Origin of the sequence: Enterococcus sp. DIV1208 (genome assembly GCF_050530455.1) — a bacterium.
Lineage (GTDB): Bacteria > Bacillota > Bacilli > Lactobacillales > Enterococcaceae > Enterococcus_B > Enterococcus_B hirae.
In genome coordinates, this window is the sequence record NZ_CP172887.1 from 1,412,966 (window position 1) to 1,428,797 (window position 15,832).

The 15,832-nt window shown below is 36.0% G+C and carries 13 protein-coding genes and 1 riboswitch; of the genes, 7 read left to right on the top strand and 6 right to left on the bottom strand.

From position 1 onward, the window contains the following. The first annotated feature begins 96 nt into the window (after positions 1–96). The 5 genes from IGK91_RS06555 to IGK91_RS06575 all read left to right on the top strand — a co-directional run bounded on the left by IGK91_RS06555 (position 97) and on the right by IGK91_RS06575 (position 4,333). Positions 97–444, top strand: a complete 348-nt coding sequence (locus IGK91_RS06555) for a DUF2200 domain-containing protein (protein WP_010737628.1) — start codon at positions 97–99, stop codon at positions 442–444. 69 nt (positions 445–513) lie between these two features. Beyond that, entirely contained in the window at positions 514–1,038 is a 525-nt protein-coding gene (locus tag IGK91_RS06560; RefSeq protein ID WP_010737629.1) for a DUF308 domain-containing protein, read from the top strand. Between the two features lie 242 nt (positions 1,039–1,280). Next, positions 1,281–2,432 (top strand): cation:proton antiporter, encoded by a 1,152-nt coding sequence (locus tag IGK91_RS06565; RefSeq protein WP_034866535.1) that lies wholly within the window; start codon positions 1,281–1,283, stop codon positions 2,430–2,432. 71 nt (positions 2,433–2,503) lie between these two features. Continuing rightward, complete coding sequence (locus tag IGK91_RS06570; RefSeq protein WP_034866533.1) at positions 2,504–2,956, top strand: MarR family transcriptional regulator; 453 nt, start codon at positions 2,504–2,506, stop codon at positions 2,954–2,956. A 174-nt stretch (positions 2,957–3,130) separates the two neighbouring features. Continuing rightward, a complete protein-coding gene (locus IGK91_RS06575) occupies positions 3,131–4,333 on the top strand; it encodes an MFS transporter (RefSeq protein ID WP_081122712.1) in 1,203 nt (400 codons plus the stop codon). Between the two features lie 113 nt (positions 4,334–4,446). Here the strand turns inward: IGK91_RS06575 and IGK91_RS06580 are convergent, their stop codons facing one another. The 4 genes from IGK91_RS06580 to IGK91_RS06595 form a co-directional block, all read right to left on the bottom strand. Further along, positions 4,447–6,483, bottom strand: coding sequence for a penicillin-binding transpeptidase domain-containing protein (locus IGK91_RS06580; RefSeq protein WP_081129312.1), 2,037 nt, complete (start codon positions 6,481–6,483; stop codon positions 4,447–4,449). Between the two features lie 121 nt (positions 6,484–6,604). After that, entirely contained in the window at positions 6,605–7,486 is an 882-nt protein-coding gene (locus IGK91_RS06585; protein ID WP_081122708.1) for an LCP family protein, read from the bottom strand. Positions 7,487–7,565: 79 nt separating this feature from the next. Then, positions 7,566–8,759, bottom strand: a complete 1,194-nt coding sequence (locus tag IGK91_RS06590; protein WP_010737635.1) for an FtsW/RodA/SpoVE family cell cycle protein — start codon at positions 8,757–8,759, stop codon at positions 7,566–7,568. Positions 8,760–8,872: 113 nt separating this feature from the next. Continuing rightward, a riboswitch (M-box (ykoK) riboswitch) is annotated at positions 8,873–9,038 on the bottom strand. Between the two features lie 432 nt (positions 9,039–9,470). Beyond that, positions 9,471–10,085 carry a flavin reductase family protein gene (locus IGK91_RS06595; protein ID WP_081122706.1) on the bottom strand — a complete coding sequence of 205 codons (615 nt, stop codon included), beginning with the start codon at positions 10,083–10,085 and terminating at the stop codon, positions 9,471–9,473. Positions 10,086–10,312: 227 nt separating this feature from the next. On the opposite strand from IGK91_RS06595, the gene IGK91_RS06600 reads away from it, so the two are divergent. Beyond that, the gene (locus IGK91_RS06600; protein ID WP_010737637.1) at positions 10,313–11,083 is read left to right on the top strand and encodes an ankyrin repeat domain-containing protein; all 771 of its coding nucleotides are present in this window, start codon (positions 10,313–10,315) and stop codon (positions 11,081–11,083) included. A 284-nt stretch (positions 11,084–11,367) separates the two neighbouring features. Here the strand turns inward: IGK91_RS06600 and IGK91_RS06605 are convergent, their stop codons facing one another. Continuing rightward, complete coding sequence (locus IGK91_RS06605) at positions 11,368–11,841, bottom strand: YbaK/EbsC family protein (protein WP_010737638.1); 474 nt, start codon at positions 11,839–11,841, stop codon at positions 11,368–11,370. A gap of 201 nt (positions 11,842–12,042) precedes the next feature. Next, complete coding sequence (locus IGK91_RS06610) at positions 12,043–13,803, bottom strand: 1-deoxy-D-xylulose-5-phosphate synthase (protein ID WP_081122702.1); 1,761 nt, start codon at positions 13,801–13,803, stop codon at positions 12,043–12,045. 343 nt (positions 13,804–14,146) lie between these two features. Here IGK91_RS06610 and IGK91_RS06615 point away from each other — a divergent pair, with 343 nt between their 5' ends. Beyond that, on the top strand, positions 14,147–15,826 hold the full coding sequence (locus IGK91_RS06615) for an IS1182 family transposase (protein WP_113803577.1): 1,680 nt from the start codon (positions 14,147–14,149) through the stop codon (positions 15,824–15,826). Positions 15,827–15,832 lie beyond the last annotated feature (6 nt).

The following is a 15,832-nucleotide window of genomic DNA, read 5'->3' on the forward strand; positions in this document are numbered from 1 at the left end:
AGCCTTTTATTTATTCTTTTTTTACAATTGCGATAAGTACACATTTATTGAACAAACGAATATAATAAAAGAAAACTTATCGCAGGAGGTGCTATCATGAATCAACGAATTTTCACCATGAGTTTCTCAAGTGTCTACCCTCTCTATGTAAAAAAAGCTGAGAAAAAAGGACACTCTCGGTCAGAAGTGGATGAAATCATCCGCTGGTTGACTGGTTATACCGAAGAAGAATTACAAAAACAACTGAAAAATGAAGTAACGTTCCAAGTCTTCTTTGAACAAGCACCCAAACTGAATCCAAACAGACAGTTGATAACTGGGGTGATTTGTGGTGTGCGAGTGGAAACGATCAAAGACCCACTGATGCAGGAAATACGTTATTTAGATAAGCTAATTGATGAACTTGCAAAAGGCAAGAAAATGGATAAAATATTAAGAAGCTAAATAAAAAGCAGGTTTTTATTTGGTAGAATAACTGTTTACCGTTACAATAGATGAAAAGGAGGTTATGTTATGTTTGAAATGATACGAACGAATTTTCAGCGTTACGCATTACTAAGGTCAGCCATTTACATCATTGCCGGACTTGCAATTGTGATCAATCCGACAGCTGTATTCCATTTTATTGGCTACCTCATTACAGCGTATTTTGTTTTATTAGGAGTTTTGAATCTTTTAGAAGCAAATAAAAACCGAAAACAAACGGGTGCATGGGGATTTGGTTTAATTAGCGGGATTGCCTTTTTTATTCTCGCACTAATCGTGTGGGTCTTTGCAGCAGCAATCGTCTCGCTCTTACCAGTTATCTTAGGTTTAGTTATTATCCTAAAAAGTCTCTTTCAATTATTCGTTGGACTTAACACCCGTTCGAAAGGTTGGAGTGCTTATAGTATTCTCTTATTGATTGGTGGTTTGATTTTATTATTCAATCCATTCAAAAGCGTTATGATACTCTTCCAATTATTTGGTGGGCTATTAATTTTCATGGGTATCTCAGAAATCATTAGCTATTTTAAAGTGAACAAGAGATATTCGTAAGTAAATAAGAGGTTGCATGACTATTAGTTTACCTAGAAGATGGAAGAAGTTGCTTTTTCCAAATATCTTTCGTTTCTAGGGGTAAACTTTCTGTTTGCTCCCTCTTTTTATTTGCTTTAAAATTTTTCATTTTCCGAGTCTCTGATTGCTGATTTCTTATGCAATCTCTTTTTACCACAAATAAAATAATTAATGTTATTATATATTTGAGACTATTGAATAAAGAAAGGTTTGACTATCTTATGGAGTTTATTGGTATCTTGTGTCTAATCCTTGTTGCAACTACAATTGGTTCGCATATTTCAAGAAGATTTGGGATTCCGGCTGTTATTGGGCAATTGTTAGTTGGTGTATTACTAGGACAAGCAGGACTTGGCTGGGTTCATCCAAATATTTTAGTTCATGATTTTTCTGAAATTGGTGTCATTTTGCTGATGTTCTTAGCAGGTTTGGAAAGTGATTTATCCTTATTGAAAAAATATTTTAAACCAGGAATGTTTGTAGCACTTTTAGGAATCCTCTTCCCTGTCTTTTTCGGTTGGCTTACTGGCGAGGCGTTTCAAGTAGCAAACAATGAAGCAATCTTTTTTGGGATTATTTTAGCTGCGACTTCTGTTAGTATCTCTGTCGAAGTATTAAAAGAATTAAATGTTGTGAATACGAAGGAAGGATCAACGATTCTAGGTGCCTCTGTTGTTGATGATATTCTGGTTGTTCTAGTGCTAAGCTTCAGTTTATCTTTTTTAACAGGTAAGTCTACGAGCAACCTACCCCTTCCTTTACTCTTGTTGGAACAACTATTCTATTTCTTATTTATCTTTTTATTAGTGAAATGGATCGCTCCATTTTTAATGTCTCTAGCAGAAAAAATCTATGCGAATTCAGCCATTATCATTATGTCATTAGTCATTTGCCTAGGAATGTCTTATTTAGCAGACCTGATTGGGTTAAGTTCAGTAATTGGGGCATTTTTTGCTGGGATTGCAGTGAGTCAAACAAAAGTAAAACATGAAGTTTACAATAATGTTGAAGCTTTGGGATATGCAGTATTCATCCCCGTCTTTTTTGTGAGTGTTGGTTTAGAAGTAGATTTTTCTAAATTTAGTGAACAGATACTATTTATTTTGATTTTGACACTCGTAGCGATTCTGACTAAACTTATTGGCGGATATATTGGAGCAAAATTCTCTGGTTTTTCTTCCAACAGTGCACTTATGGTAGGAGCTGGTATGATTTCTCGTGGTGAAATGGCACTGATCATTTTACAGATCGGACAACAAAGCAACTTGATTGAAAATCACTACTACTCTCCTTTAGTGATCGTTGTTTTGTTAAGTACTCTGATCTCACCTCTGATTCTTAAATATTTCACTAAAAAAGTATACGCCAATTAACTTACTATCTATCAATGAATGTTGTGATGATAATGTCCATTCGTTATACTAGAGAAAAAGGACGGTGAAAAATGGACTCAAGACTTAAATTGATTAGTGAGATGGTCGATCTGACTAACGAGATCACTTGGCGTAATAAACCAAAGTTAGAACAAGTACTCGAAGGCTATTCTTTAAATGAGATCGACTTAATCGAAAAAGTAGCATCAATTCCAAATCCAAATGTAACCAAATTAGCAAATGCTAGTTACATGACTCGTGGAGCGATTAGTAAGCTAACTAAAAAAATGATCACTAACGGCTTACTTGAAAGCTATCAGAAACCTGAAAATAAAAAAGAGCGTTACTTTCTCCTGACAGCTGAAGGTCAGCGTATTAACAAAATGCATCAAAAGCTCCATGAAGAATTTCTTAAAGAAAATGAGGTCGTTTTTCAACAAATGACTAAGGAAGAGTTTGATACTGTTTTTCGTTTTATCGGTCGCTTTAGAGAAAATTTAAAAAGAACAAAACTAGAAAAATAAAGTGCATGTGTAATCAACCGTGATCTTAAGATCACGGTTGATTTTTTGCTCTCTTCTTCGTTAGATTTCATTCTTCTATCTTAGTATCTCTCCGTTTATTGTTGACAAGGAAACAATAAACGGATGCTATATAAAATGTTTCCTAGAAACATTTTATAGCTAAGGAGTTTTGATATGAATACAACAATCAACAAACATGCACTCGTTTTTGGTTTCACTTCGGTCTTTTTGATTGGATTAGGGTTAACAATCGTTAATCCGGTCATCCCATTTATGGTAGAGCAATACACAAAAAACACACAGCAACAAGCAACCACGGTGACACTACTCAGTGCGATCTATGCTTTTTCCATGTTTTTAGCCGCCCCTATGTTAGGCGCACTCAGTGATCGGTTTGGTCGGAAAATTATTTTGATCAGTAGTTTGTTTGGCTCTGCGATTGGGTACTATTTATTTGGCTTTGGTGGAGCTTTATGGATACTTTTTCTTGGTAGAATAATTGAGGGGCTGACCGGCGGCGAAATCTCAGCTATTCTTGCCTATTTTGCTGATTTGACGCCAATTGAAAGTCGAACAAAATCTTTTGGATGGATTAGCGCGACGGTTGGGATTGGAACTGCAGCAGGTCCTTTGATTGGTGGGTTCTTGGCACAGTACGGACCAGCAATTCCCTTATACGTTGCCTCCTTTTTGTCTTTGAGTAATGCGGTTTACGGTTATTTTTTCATGCCTGAAAGTTTGACTAAACGTGAACGTACAAGAAATCTTTCTCTTCAGCAAATCAATCCCTTCAAGCAACTCCAATTGGTTTTCACTTTTCGATCAGTCAAATGGTTATTGATCACAGGTTTTTTGATTTGGCTACCCAACGGTTCATTCCAAGCGATTTTTGCTCAATTTTCAATTGATACTTTCCATCTATCGCCAATTATCATCGGTTTTACTTTCTCGTTAATTGGCATTATGGACATTTTTGCTCAACTGTTGATTATGCCGATTTTATTAAAATTTTGGCGAGAAAACCAGATCATTACTATGGGTATTACCAGTGAAATGATTGGTTATTCTGTCATCATCCTTTCCGCTTTTTATGGCTCGATCCCCTGCTTTATCATCGGCATGGTCTTTTTCGGGCTAGGTGATGCGATTTTTAGTCCTTCCTATAATGGTTTGATTTCAACGTATGCTAGCAAAGAGGACCAAGGGAAAATCCAAGGGGCTTCACAAAGCATCCAAGCATTAGCTAGAGTGATCGGTCCGATGATCGGTGGTCAACTATATGCTAATTTCCATCATACGATGCCATTCATTATTGGATTCATTTTATTAGGTTTAGCTACTTTTATCGTTAAACCAAAGGTAAAAAGATCATTCTAAAGCATCCCTATATAAAAAAACTAATCGAGTGACTGTAGTATTCTAAATAATTTAGGTTTCCTAGCCCAAATGTAAGTAGTGACTACAGTCATTGATTAGTTTTATTCATTCGTCTATTGATAGTTTTGATTCAAGTATTGGAGCAACTCAGGTGCACGTTTCGTTGCAGAATCACCTTCTGCTTTATCTTCTAACATGCTGATCATGAGATAACCATTTGTATCAGGATTCACAGCAAATAGGAAGCTATTTTCTTGTCCTTTTTCATCTTGTTTTTCTTTGATTTCCGCTGTACCAGTTTTTGCTGCTATTGGTATGCCTAAAGTAGCTAAAGAATGAGCGGTACCATTCGTATCTTGAACAACATCTTTCAAATCTGGCAGAATCGTCTGTACAGCTGTTGAAGCAATGACATTTTGTTTAACTTTCGTTTCTTTATCCATCTCTAATTTTGGATAAACGAGATTTCCATTATTAGCAAAAACAGAATACATCGTTGCTTGTTGGATCGGATTGATCAATAGTTCTCCCTGCCCATAACCAGTATCTGCTAATAAGATTTCTGACTTGAAACTATCCTTATTTGAGATTTGTGCGGGATTCATGCTGATCGGCAAATCTAAGTCTTCCCCAAAAATGAATTTATTTAATCCTTCGCGGAATTTCTTCTCACCCATTTTCAAGGTTTCTTGAGCCATATAGATATTATCTGAATAAATCATTGCGTTTCTCAGATTGACTTGAGGCACATCGCTGACACGAGTAACTTGATACGATCCCCATGATTGGTCTTTTTGCCATTTCAATCCATTGATCGTCAATACTTCGTCTGGATTCAGCGTTTGATTATCTAATCCGATTGCGGCAGTAATCATTTTAAATGTAGATCCGGGAGCGTAACCGGTAGCAAAACGACTAATAAATGGTTGATCTTTATTTTCCGTATAGGCTTGATAATCTTCTTGAGAGATTCCATTTGTCATTTTGTTTGGATCATAACTTGGAGAGCTCGCTAATACTAACAACTCACCCGTTTTTGGCGAAGTCGCTACTGTTGAACCCGCTTTTCCACCTAAACTATCAAATGCGATTTTTTGAGCATCGGCATCAAGAGTTAATTTGATATCCTGACCATTTTTCACTTCTTGATCAATCAATACTTCTTTTTCTGTCCCATCAGCATCCGTAATACTCAATTTCCCTCCATTGGTGCCACGTAGTTCTTTGTCATAAGTCATTTCCAGACCAGAACGACCAATTTTACCATTACTACTTAATTCAGCATTCTTTTTGATATCTTCTGCTGAGATATCACCAACATAACCAATCAATTGCGCTGCTGCTTCGCCTAACGGATAGGTGCGACCATCAACTTCTTGGATCGCTGCTCCGCTTGGCAATTCGGGGGTTTGTCCATCAATGATTTTTAGAGGAACAAAGTAGTCCGGTTGTACCCAACTTTGAGAGATAGCTTGATTGATTTCATCTTCTGAAAGATCAAAAGCTGCAGCAATTGATTTGATGTTTGCTGTTTTCTCTTCTTTTTCTCCCAGCTTTCTAGGAACGATCCCTAACTGTTTCAATTTGCCCGTCGTTGCTAATTTCTTTCCATTTCGATCAAGGATATCGCCTCTTTTAGCTTCCTCACTAGTCAGACTTACTTTGTCTGTATCTTCCATTTGAGGAAAAATCAAGTTCGGCTGCCAGTTGATTTTGATCTGATCATTTTTATTTGTCAAAGTCCCTTTATATGATAGGTCTTTTAATTCGCCTAAGCTTGTATTCATTTTAGCTTTATAAGAAAAAGAATAGGTTTCACTATCTTTTTTCGTCACTTTTAAATTAGAGATTTCCAAGCCTTTTATGGCCACAGCTCCGTAAATATTTTGGTATTTTTCAAGAGCTTCTTTTTCAGAAATTGTCTTCTTAGTCTGTGAATCAATTTGCGTGTATGACATCGCCTTTTTATAATCACCAGTACTCAAACGTTCCGCAAACTGTTGGATCGTTTTTTCTCCTGCTGAAACCACTTGCTCTTCATGCGTTTTTTGATAGTAAAAATACCCGCCACCAGCCGCAAGAACCAAAACAAGGGCGCTTGTTAGATAAACACCAGTCTTGTTCCTACGATGATTGTCACTTCGTTTCATTTTGTCCCTCCGCTCACATTTTCTTATCTTAACTTCTATCCATTTTACCATAAGAAAAGAAGCTAGAACACAACGACAATCGCTTGTTTCTAACTTCTTACACTTTAAATAAAATGTAAATCTATTGGTCTAAAAACTGATTGATTGCTAATTGATTTTTTTCTAAATCAAGTTCTAGTACACTACCAGAAGGTGTGTAATCATTAAAATTCCAACTACCTTCAACTGGTACAGATAACGTATCAATTGGTTTGTCATCTTTTAAGAAATCAATGCCACAATCAATTAATACACTTTCAGGTAAATTGGTTTTAATACTTCCCAAGAGTTGACCGATTGCTTTTGGTAATTTAAGGATGGAGGTCACATCTTTTAATTGCTTAGAAATTGCTTTGATCACTTGTTGTTGTCTTCTGATCCGTCCAAAATCTCCTTCAGCATCTTCTCTAAAACGCGCATATTGCAATAAGGTATTCCCATCCATCGTTTGTTCACCTTTTTTGATGTATACACCATCCAAGTCTAAATCTTTCTCAGCATTGATATCTACACCGTTAGGGAATAGCTCATTGACACAATCAATGAAATCTTGGAAGGTGATACTTGCATAATAAGGTGTTTCAAATTTTAAATTTTCTTTCAATGTTTGGTTCAAAAGATCAATCCCTCCATATGAATATGCTGCGTTGATCTTATCTTGACCATGCCCAGGTATATCTACATAAGAATCACGCATAATCGAAACCAATTTTGCTTTTTTAGTTTTTTGATTATACTGAGCAATCATCAAAGAATCTGAACGTCCATTTTCTTCTTTCGACCGGGCATCAGAGCCAATCAATGCCACATTGATAATCTTAGGAACACTTTTGGCTTCTACTTTTGGTACATCGTCTGCTCGACTCGTTGAAGAATAACCATGAACAAACTCAAAAGAAAAATAGCCGATGACAATGACGACTGCCGTCAATAGACCTAAAATCACTTTTTGAAATGTTTTCATTTTCGATTCCTCTTTCTAACCGAACCTCTTACTTGAAATATAGCCATTTTTTTATTATGATAGTCCAATTGAGAGATTCTTAATTGTTCTTGTTTAACAGTTTAGGTTTCTTGAGTTGTAACCTCTCAACCTGCTTATTTTTCTCTTTCACTTGTCGAGACGAGATATTCAAAGCTAATCCAATAGCAAAAGACAAGATTAAATAGCTTGTTCCTCCGTAGCTAACAAATGGCAATGGTACACCTGTCATTGGAATTAAACCAAGGATGCTTCCAATATTGATACTTGTCTGAACGAGTATCCATGTCCCTACACCAATTAAGATCAAATTTGCCTGTTGGTTCTTTTGTTTCGTACTCTTTTGGAAGATTCGCATACATAATAAGAAAAGCAAAAACAAAACAAGTAATGCGCCTATCAACCCAAACTCCTCAGCAATGACTGAGAAAATAAAATCTGTTTCGGATTCAGGGAGATAACCTTTTTTAGTAATACTATTCCCCATTCCTCGACCAAATAGGCCACCGTTGTATAGTGCATAGTAAGAGTTACTCATCTGGTATCCTGCACCATGTTCATCTAAAAAAGGATTATGAACCATTGCGATTCGGTCATAAGCGTGTTCAAAAAATGAAGGTAACAAATGATGCTTTTCAAGTAGTAAAACTAAGCCAGCTACTAAGATCAAGCTAGCAATCGCTGCTCCGATAATTATCAGCCCTTTTTTAATGGGAATAGCTGCAGCCCAAAAGATAGCTCCAGCAATAGCTAAAATCATCAGTGCTCCCGCAATTTTAGGTTGAAACAAAACAAGCACGGCGATTCCGCCCACGATCAATACTGGTATATGAAGTTTCTCAGGAACACTGCGGTCATTTCTAAAAAAACGACTTAAATATAAAATCAAAAAAATGGTTGCGATTTCTGATGGTTGAAACTGGATTCCAGCGATTGAAACCCACCGCTGGGCACCATTAACTGTTACAGCAAAAATCCCGAGTTTCATCATCGCTAATAATAAGCCCGATACAATCAATCCAGCTTTTATTATTCTTGGTTTCAGTAGAACTTGTAATCTGATGGAATAGGTCAATACAATTACGCCCCAACTAAGGATAATAAACAAAAATTGCCGAATAAATAAGCTTTTAGGATCACTTCCTGCTACCAATAAACGATAGGAACTAGCACTATATATCTCTAAAAGACCGACAATTGACAAAGCCAAATAAGGGCCTAAAATCAACCAGTCGATCTTTCTGTTTTTCCACATCGCATATCCCCCTCCTCTTACACAAGTTAGGCGAACACGAGCAGTTAAATATAGAATCAGTTATAGAATATAAGAAAAGGTCAGAAACCTTTTCGAACAAGAATTCTGACCTAGCATCATCTCATCGTCCGAGTTTTAGCACTATACAACGTAAAGAAACACTCTTAGCTATTTGAAAAAGCCTTAATCCGACAATTCCTGTTTGACTCATTGGCGTCTTTCGACGTTTCTGAGCAATAGCATATGTTTGTATAGGAGCCTCACCTAACAAGGTTATTACTATTTTTATTTTTTACAGAGTTAATAGTAAGCTTCTTTAACTATTTTAGCAATCATTTATTTGATAAAAAAACAAAATTAATCAATCTTTAATATATTTCCCCTTTTTAGGAAGTCGTTTAATATGAAAATCCTTTGCTGACTTGATTGATTTTTCTGTTTTGATTTTCTCGTTTTCACTTTTCGGAATAAATTATCAAGTTATCTTAACATTTACATACCAGTTTATCCATGCACCAGAAATCCTCATATCTGCCTTTTTACTTGTATATTTCAAATAAAACTTTAAATCATTCGGTTTACCTAAAAAAACTTTATTGTTTTTTATAACTAAAAAATGTTTTAGCTAAATTTTATTTCTTACGCCAATATTATAATAATATTCTTAGGATTATACATCCTCTAAAAATAACATATTTATCGTCATGTAGTTCACTTTGGCCTAGGGATGGTAAAGATTTTCCCTAAGGTTGCATAATCATTCCCTGCTAATCGACTAACTGGTTGTAGTTTCTTGGGATCGATCTTCCTAGATACTGGATCATATACCTCTTCATTTAATTGATACGTATGGATTTTTAATAAGAAAAGATCGGCAGTAACTTCTTGCTCATTTTTAATTTTGAGATGGTCATATAAATCCGTTTCAAAAACAATTTTTGCCTCATTGATTGGTGGAATTGAACCATTCCTATTTATTTTCGTAGTCAAGTTAGTCAAGGTTAGTTCACTTTCTTCTTGCGGAAGAGTTGCTGCTGTTTTATTGACCTCCACCACATTTTGCTCATCTAAAACTTGGATAATTGCTGCTTTCCTTATTAAGATATTTTTAGCAGTATCTTTCATCTGCTCATTCTTTCTTTGGACAGCTAACGAAACGATGGGTGGATTTGAACTAACGATATTAAAATAGCTGAATGGCGCAATGTTTAAGTTCCCTTTCTCAGTTAATGTTGAAACAACAGCTACTGGTCTGGGAATAATTGAACCAATCAGTAATTTATAATTTTCTCTTTCTGTTAATTGAGATGACAAACGTGTAAACATCTACTCCCCTGCTTTCATTTGACAGAATCAAAAACTGTTCTCCTGTCTAGATTTAGTCAGACACTATTTTTTACTATCTATCATTGTTCTTTTTTTGTCAAGAATCCGTATTGGAAGTGTTGCTAATTACGTTTTTTCCTCTATTAAAGAGCTGTGCATTGTTTAGCAAGTATTTACTTTGCTGTTTATGGCTATTTCAACTAAAATAATATGGAGGAGGCGTTTTCATGAAACCTTATTCAATCCTATGGTTATTCCCTACGTTATTGGTATTTGCAGGATGTGCCGATCATTCCTCTCAGTCAAATGGTACTAATACTAGCACGAATTCGATTGTTTTGGATTCTACAGCTTCTGTGCCTTTACCAACTAATCCCAACCATCCATCAAAGGAGGAAACACCAATGTCAATTGCTCCAGGTCGCTTGTTACAAGCTGTTAGTGCCGAGGATTTAAATCTAGTTCAAACGTTGTTAGACCAGTCAACTGCGATGATTGATGAACAAAATGAAAAAGGAGAATCCCCATTATTGATTGCTGTCCACCATAATATGATCGATATTGCAAAAATCCTCGTTGATCACGGTGCGAACATCAACTTACAAGATCATATTCAAGATAGCCCTTACTTATATGCTGGCGCACAAGGAAAAACTGAGATTCTTGCTTATATGCTTGAAAATAGTGAACCTGATCAGTCGATCGTTAACCGTTTTGGTGGTAATGCATTGATACCAGCTGCCGAAAAAGGACATTTAGCCAACGTCAAACTTTTGCTAACTGATGGTCGTGTTGATATTGACCATCAAAATCATTATGGCTATACTGCGTTAATTGAAGCTGTGGCTTTGCGAGATGGCTCAAAGATCTACCAAGACATCGTCCGAGAATTATTGGCTCATGGTGCAAATAAAGAATTGCGTGATAACCAAGGGAAAACTGCCGAAGATTATGCCAGAGAATTAGGATATGATCAACTATTATCTCAATTAACTTGATTACAGGAACAAAATAATTTCCAAATAAAAAAGCTGATGATCGATGTTTTATAACAAAATGACACTTTTGTTTATAGTTTAGACATTTGCTTTTTTGTTTTACTTTCACGATCGTCTCATCGTTTTTGTCTGAACCATGTTCGATTTACTTTCTGATCAGCTAAGCTTTTTGGTATGGAACGTCACGTCTGCCACTTTACTCATGTGTAGTTTTTTCTATCACGAAACTTTACGTTAAACAAAAGATTTTACTTAAGATGAACCTGTTTCATTATGGTTACAGGTCACACCCCTGCTGGTAATACATACGTTTTTATTTCTAATATTTGAATGATCTTATCTAAATCAGCTACTTTGACTACCATGGTTTGATCAGGTCTACCAGGTGCAAATACTAATTTTTCCTGAGCGAATATTTCTTCATCAATAATGATAGGAACAGATGATTCATAACCAAATGGTGAAACAGCACCTGGCTTTTGTCCCGTTTCCGCTTCCATTTCTTCAGCCGAAACAACTGACACTCTTTTACCAATCAGTTTGCTTAATTTTTTAAAGTCGCTTCTTTTAGTCGTGAAGGTTAAAAAAATATAGCGATTGTTTTGTTTATCTTTTAGATACAAGCTCTTCGTCTCAGTACCACTAAACCCTTGTTCCTCTTTTACAACTAACGCATCCTCATTGGTAAAAATTGGGCGATGGCGATAAAGTTCAAACGCAATCTGGTTTTGTGTAAATATTTCTTGCAAATCAATCAAATAAAAAACCTCCTTAACAATAGATTATTTCTTTACTTTTCTATTCTATGGGATTCTTATCGATAAAAGCAATGTTTATTTCATTAATCGTTCGGTTTATCCCTAGCTTTGTTTACATAATATAAATATAGTTTATTTAAGTCGGATTTCTTAAAAAAACAGAGTAAATTCGTTTGATATCACGAATTTACTCTGTTTTTTCTATTGATTTAAACTGCTAAGACTATCTGCTACGATTTGTTTTGGTGTCAAATGATAACGTTCATACAATGTTTGAACAGGTACACTATCAGTAAACTCTTTTTGAGAACCAAAGTTTAGAACTTGGATTGCTGAATCTCCATAATAACGACTGATTTTTTCACCAAATCCGCCCGAAAGACTACCATCTTCTAAAGTGATAATCAATTGGTGATTTTCTTTTAATTCTTCTAAAGTTTCATGATCAAGTTCGGTGATCGTTCCAGGGTTAATCAAAGTGCCTGAAATCCCCTGATTCGCAAATTCTTCTAAAGCTTGTTTACCTAATTCAAGGAAGCCACCTAGTGCTAAGATTGCAACTTTATCTCCAGCAACCAAGCGTTGGTAACTTGGAATAGCATAGTCTTTTGCGATTGCTTCACCAGATGTCACACCATGAGCAGGGATTCTAATAGCAACCGGTGTATCGGTTTGTGATAAACTCCAATCCAACATCGAAAGTAAGTCTTCCTTCGTAGCTGGCGCTAAATATTTAATATTAGGAATACTTGAAAGATAAGGAATATCAAAAGTCCCTTGGTGGGTACGATCACTTCCTGAAATGCTTGCTCCTCCAATTAGAATGACTACTGGATTTTCGTTGATCGCTAAATCATGAGATAATTGATCATATGCTCGTTGTAAAAACACACTTGAATGGAATACCACAGGTCGAATCCCTTGAGATGCTAAAGCAGAAGCAAATGTGATCGAATGTTGTTCTGCAATCCCCACATCAAAGTAGTGTTCTGGATGTTTTTTTTGAAATTCCTTTAAGCCAAACATTCCTGGAATCGCAGCATTCACAGCCACGATAGGCGTTGCACTTGTTTTCGTTTTTTCATCAAGATAGTTCATAATTATTTGATTAAAACTTTCACTAGTAGGAGCATTTTTCGCTTCGCCTGTTTCTAAATCAAACGGTACATGCCAATGATATTTCATTTTGTTTTCGACGGCTGGCTCATAGCCATGACCTTTTTCGGTGTGAACATGTAAAACGATTGGATGGTCAATGTCTTTAATTTCTCTGAAAACCTCAATTACTGTTTCTAAATCATTACCATCCGCAACGTAGCGATAATCATACCCCATCGCTTTAAATAAATTATCATTACTTGTCCCATTGCTTTCACGAAGCTCTGCTAAATGACGATATAAACTTCCCTGATTCTCATCAATGGACATTTCATTGTCATTAACCAAAACGATCAAATTAGAATTGATTGTTCCACCATTATTCAAACCTTCAAAAGCTAAGCCTCCACTTAAGGAACCATCCCCGATAAAAGCAATGATATTTCCTTTCTCCTGTTTCAAATCACGGGCTTTTGCAAGACCGACCGCTAAACTGATCGAAGTTGAAGTATGCCCCACAGTAAAATAATCATGTTCACTTTCATGTTGATTGGAATAGCCACTAATTTCGTGGTAACTTCCCTCCTCAAATCCATTTTTACGACCAGTTAGTAACTTATGTCCATAAGATTGATGGGAAACGTCCCAAACAATTTTATCCTTGGGCGAGTCAAACACATGGTGGAAAGCAATTGTTAATTCCACGACACCCAAATTTGGGCCGACATGTCCTCCGATCGCACTATTTTTTTGTAAAATCTTTTCTCTCATTTCTGTAGCTAATTCAGACATTTCGTCTATCGTTAGTTTTTTTACCTCTGTTGGACCATTGATTTGGTCTAAGATGTTTGTCTTTATACTCACTATTCTCTCTCCTTTTGCAATAACATGTCCGAAAAGAATAACTCATTTCGGCCTTAGTAATTGTTACCACAAAAGATATTGTACTACTTGGAGTCAACTCTAAGTCAAGAGGATTTTGAGTAAAACTTCACAATAACAATGATATTTTTATTCTAAACAGCTTACACGAATAAACTTTACTAACTGGACCGAATTTTTTTAAAGTAGATAAAAAAAGAGAGTGGGACAATAGTCAGAAAAAAATCTGATTATTGCCCCATTTTTTTTTGATTTTAAGGTACACAAAAAGCACACAACCTTGTATGATTAAAGTGCCTAAACAAAAATCAAAGGAGTGTGCCTTATGTTTAAAAATTATACCATCAACCAAACAACTTTACCACTAGATGTAGAACATTATATTCCAGAAACGGATGTTGCCTTTGCGGTTCACTCGTTAGTAGAAGCAATCCCGCAAGCGCTCTTCAACCAAATTGAACAACAGCTGGGACGTCCAGCCTATCACCCCAAAATGATGTTGAAAATTCTTCTTTATGCCTACACGCAACGTGTTTTTTCTGGCAGAAAGATCGAATTTTTATTAGACGATAGTTACCGTATGCGTTGGCTAGCCAATCATGAACAAGTGAGTTACCGCACGATCAATCGATTCAGAAGTCAGGAAACGACAGCTCAGCTTCTAGCAGAGGCTTTTGTGTTGTTTCGCCGTCAACTGATAACCAATCAAGTGATAGATAATGAAGCCATCTTCGTTGACGGTACGAAAATTGAAGCAGACGCCAATAAGTTCAGCTTTGTTTGGCGTAAAGCCACCACTCGGTATGAACGGTTGTTAGATGAAAAATCAGAAGCTTTTTATCAAACGCTTTATCAAGAGGAAATTCTTCCTTGCTTAAAAGAAGAAAGTCAATCCGATGGATTGACGAGCGACCAGTTAGAAGAAGTCGCTCATCATTTAGAAGCTGAACTCCATGAAACACAAGTACAATTAACACATGAAAAATGCAAAGAAAAGCAAAGTCAACTAAAGAAAAAAAGAAGAATGTATAAAAAATATCTCCGACAGGTACAAACGGATTATCTGCCAAGAAAACAAAAGTATGAACGGTATGCTCAACTATTTCAAGAACGAAATAGCTTTTCAAAAACAGATACTGATGCCACCTTTATGCGGATGAAAGACGATTATATGCGAAATGGACAGCTCAAGCCAGGTTATAATTTACAAATCGCCACCGAAAATCAGTATGTTTTGAGCTATGAATTATTTCCAAATCCCACAGACACCAAAACATTGAATCCATTTTTAGACAGTTTTTTAGACCGACATAAGGAGTTACCGGAGTACATTGTGGCAGATGCAGGGTATGGTAGCGAAGAAAATTACATGTATATCAACGATGTTCTACATAAAACTCCCTTAATTACATATGGCAGTTATCACAAAGAAAATAAAAAGAAGTACAAGGATAATCCGTTTAACGTGGAGAATTGGCGTTATCTTGAAGAACAAGACACCTATATTTGCCCAGCGAATCGTCCGGTACCGTTCAAAAATTATAGTCGCAGAAAAGATAAAGGTGGCTTTATTCGAGATTTCAAAATCTATGAATGTGAGGATTGTCGGAACTGTTCAGTTCGTCGTCAATGTACGCGTGCGAAAAGTGAACAAAAGCGAAAAATTCAAGTAAATAATAATTGGCGCTATTTCAAAGCAGAATGCAGAAAAAATCTTTTAGAGGAGAAAACTGGTTCGATTTATCGGAAACGAAAAATTGATGTCGAACCCGTGTTCGGACATCTAAAGGCTCATTTGGCGTTCCATCGTTTCCATTTGCGTGGGAAACAAGGAGCAACGATTGATATTGGTTTGGCACTGATGGCATTAAATTTAAGAAAATTAGGAAAATATATGGAGAGGAAAGTGCGCAAAACAGAAAAAATAAGTTCGATTTTGACAATAAACATCAAAATCGAACTTATTTTCTTTTTGAGAAAGAACTATTGTCCCACTCTCTTCTGATTTTAT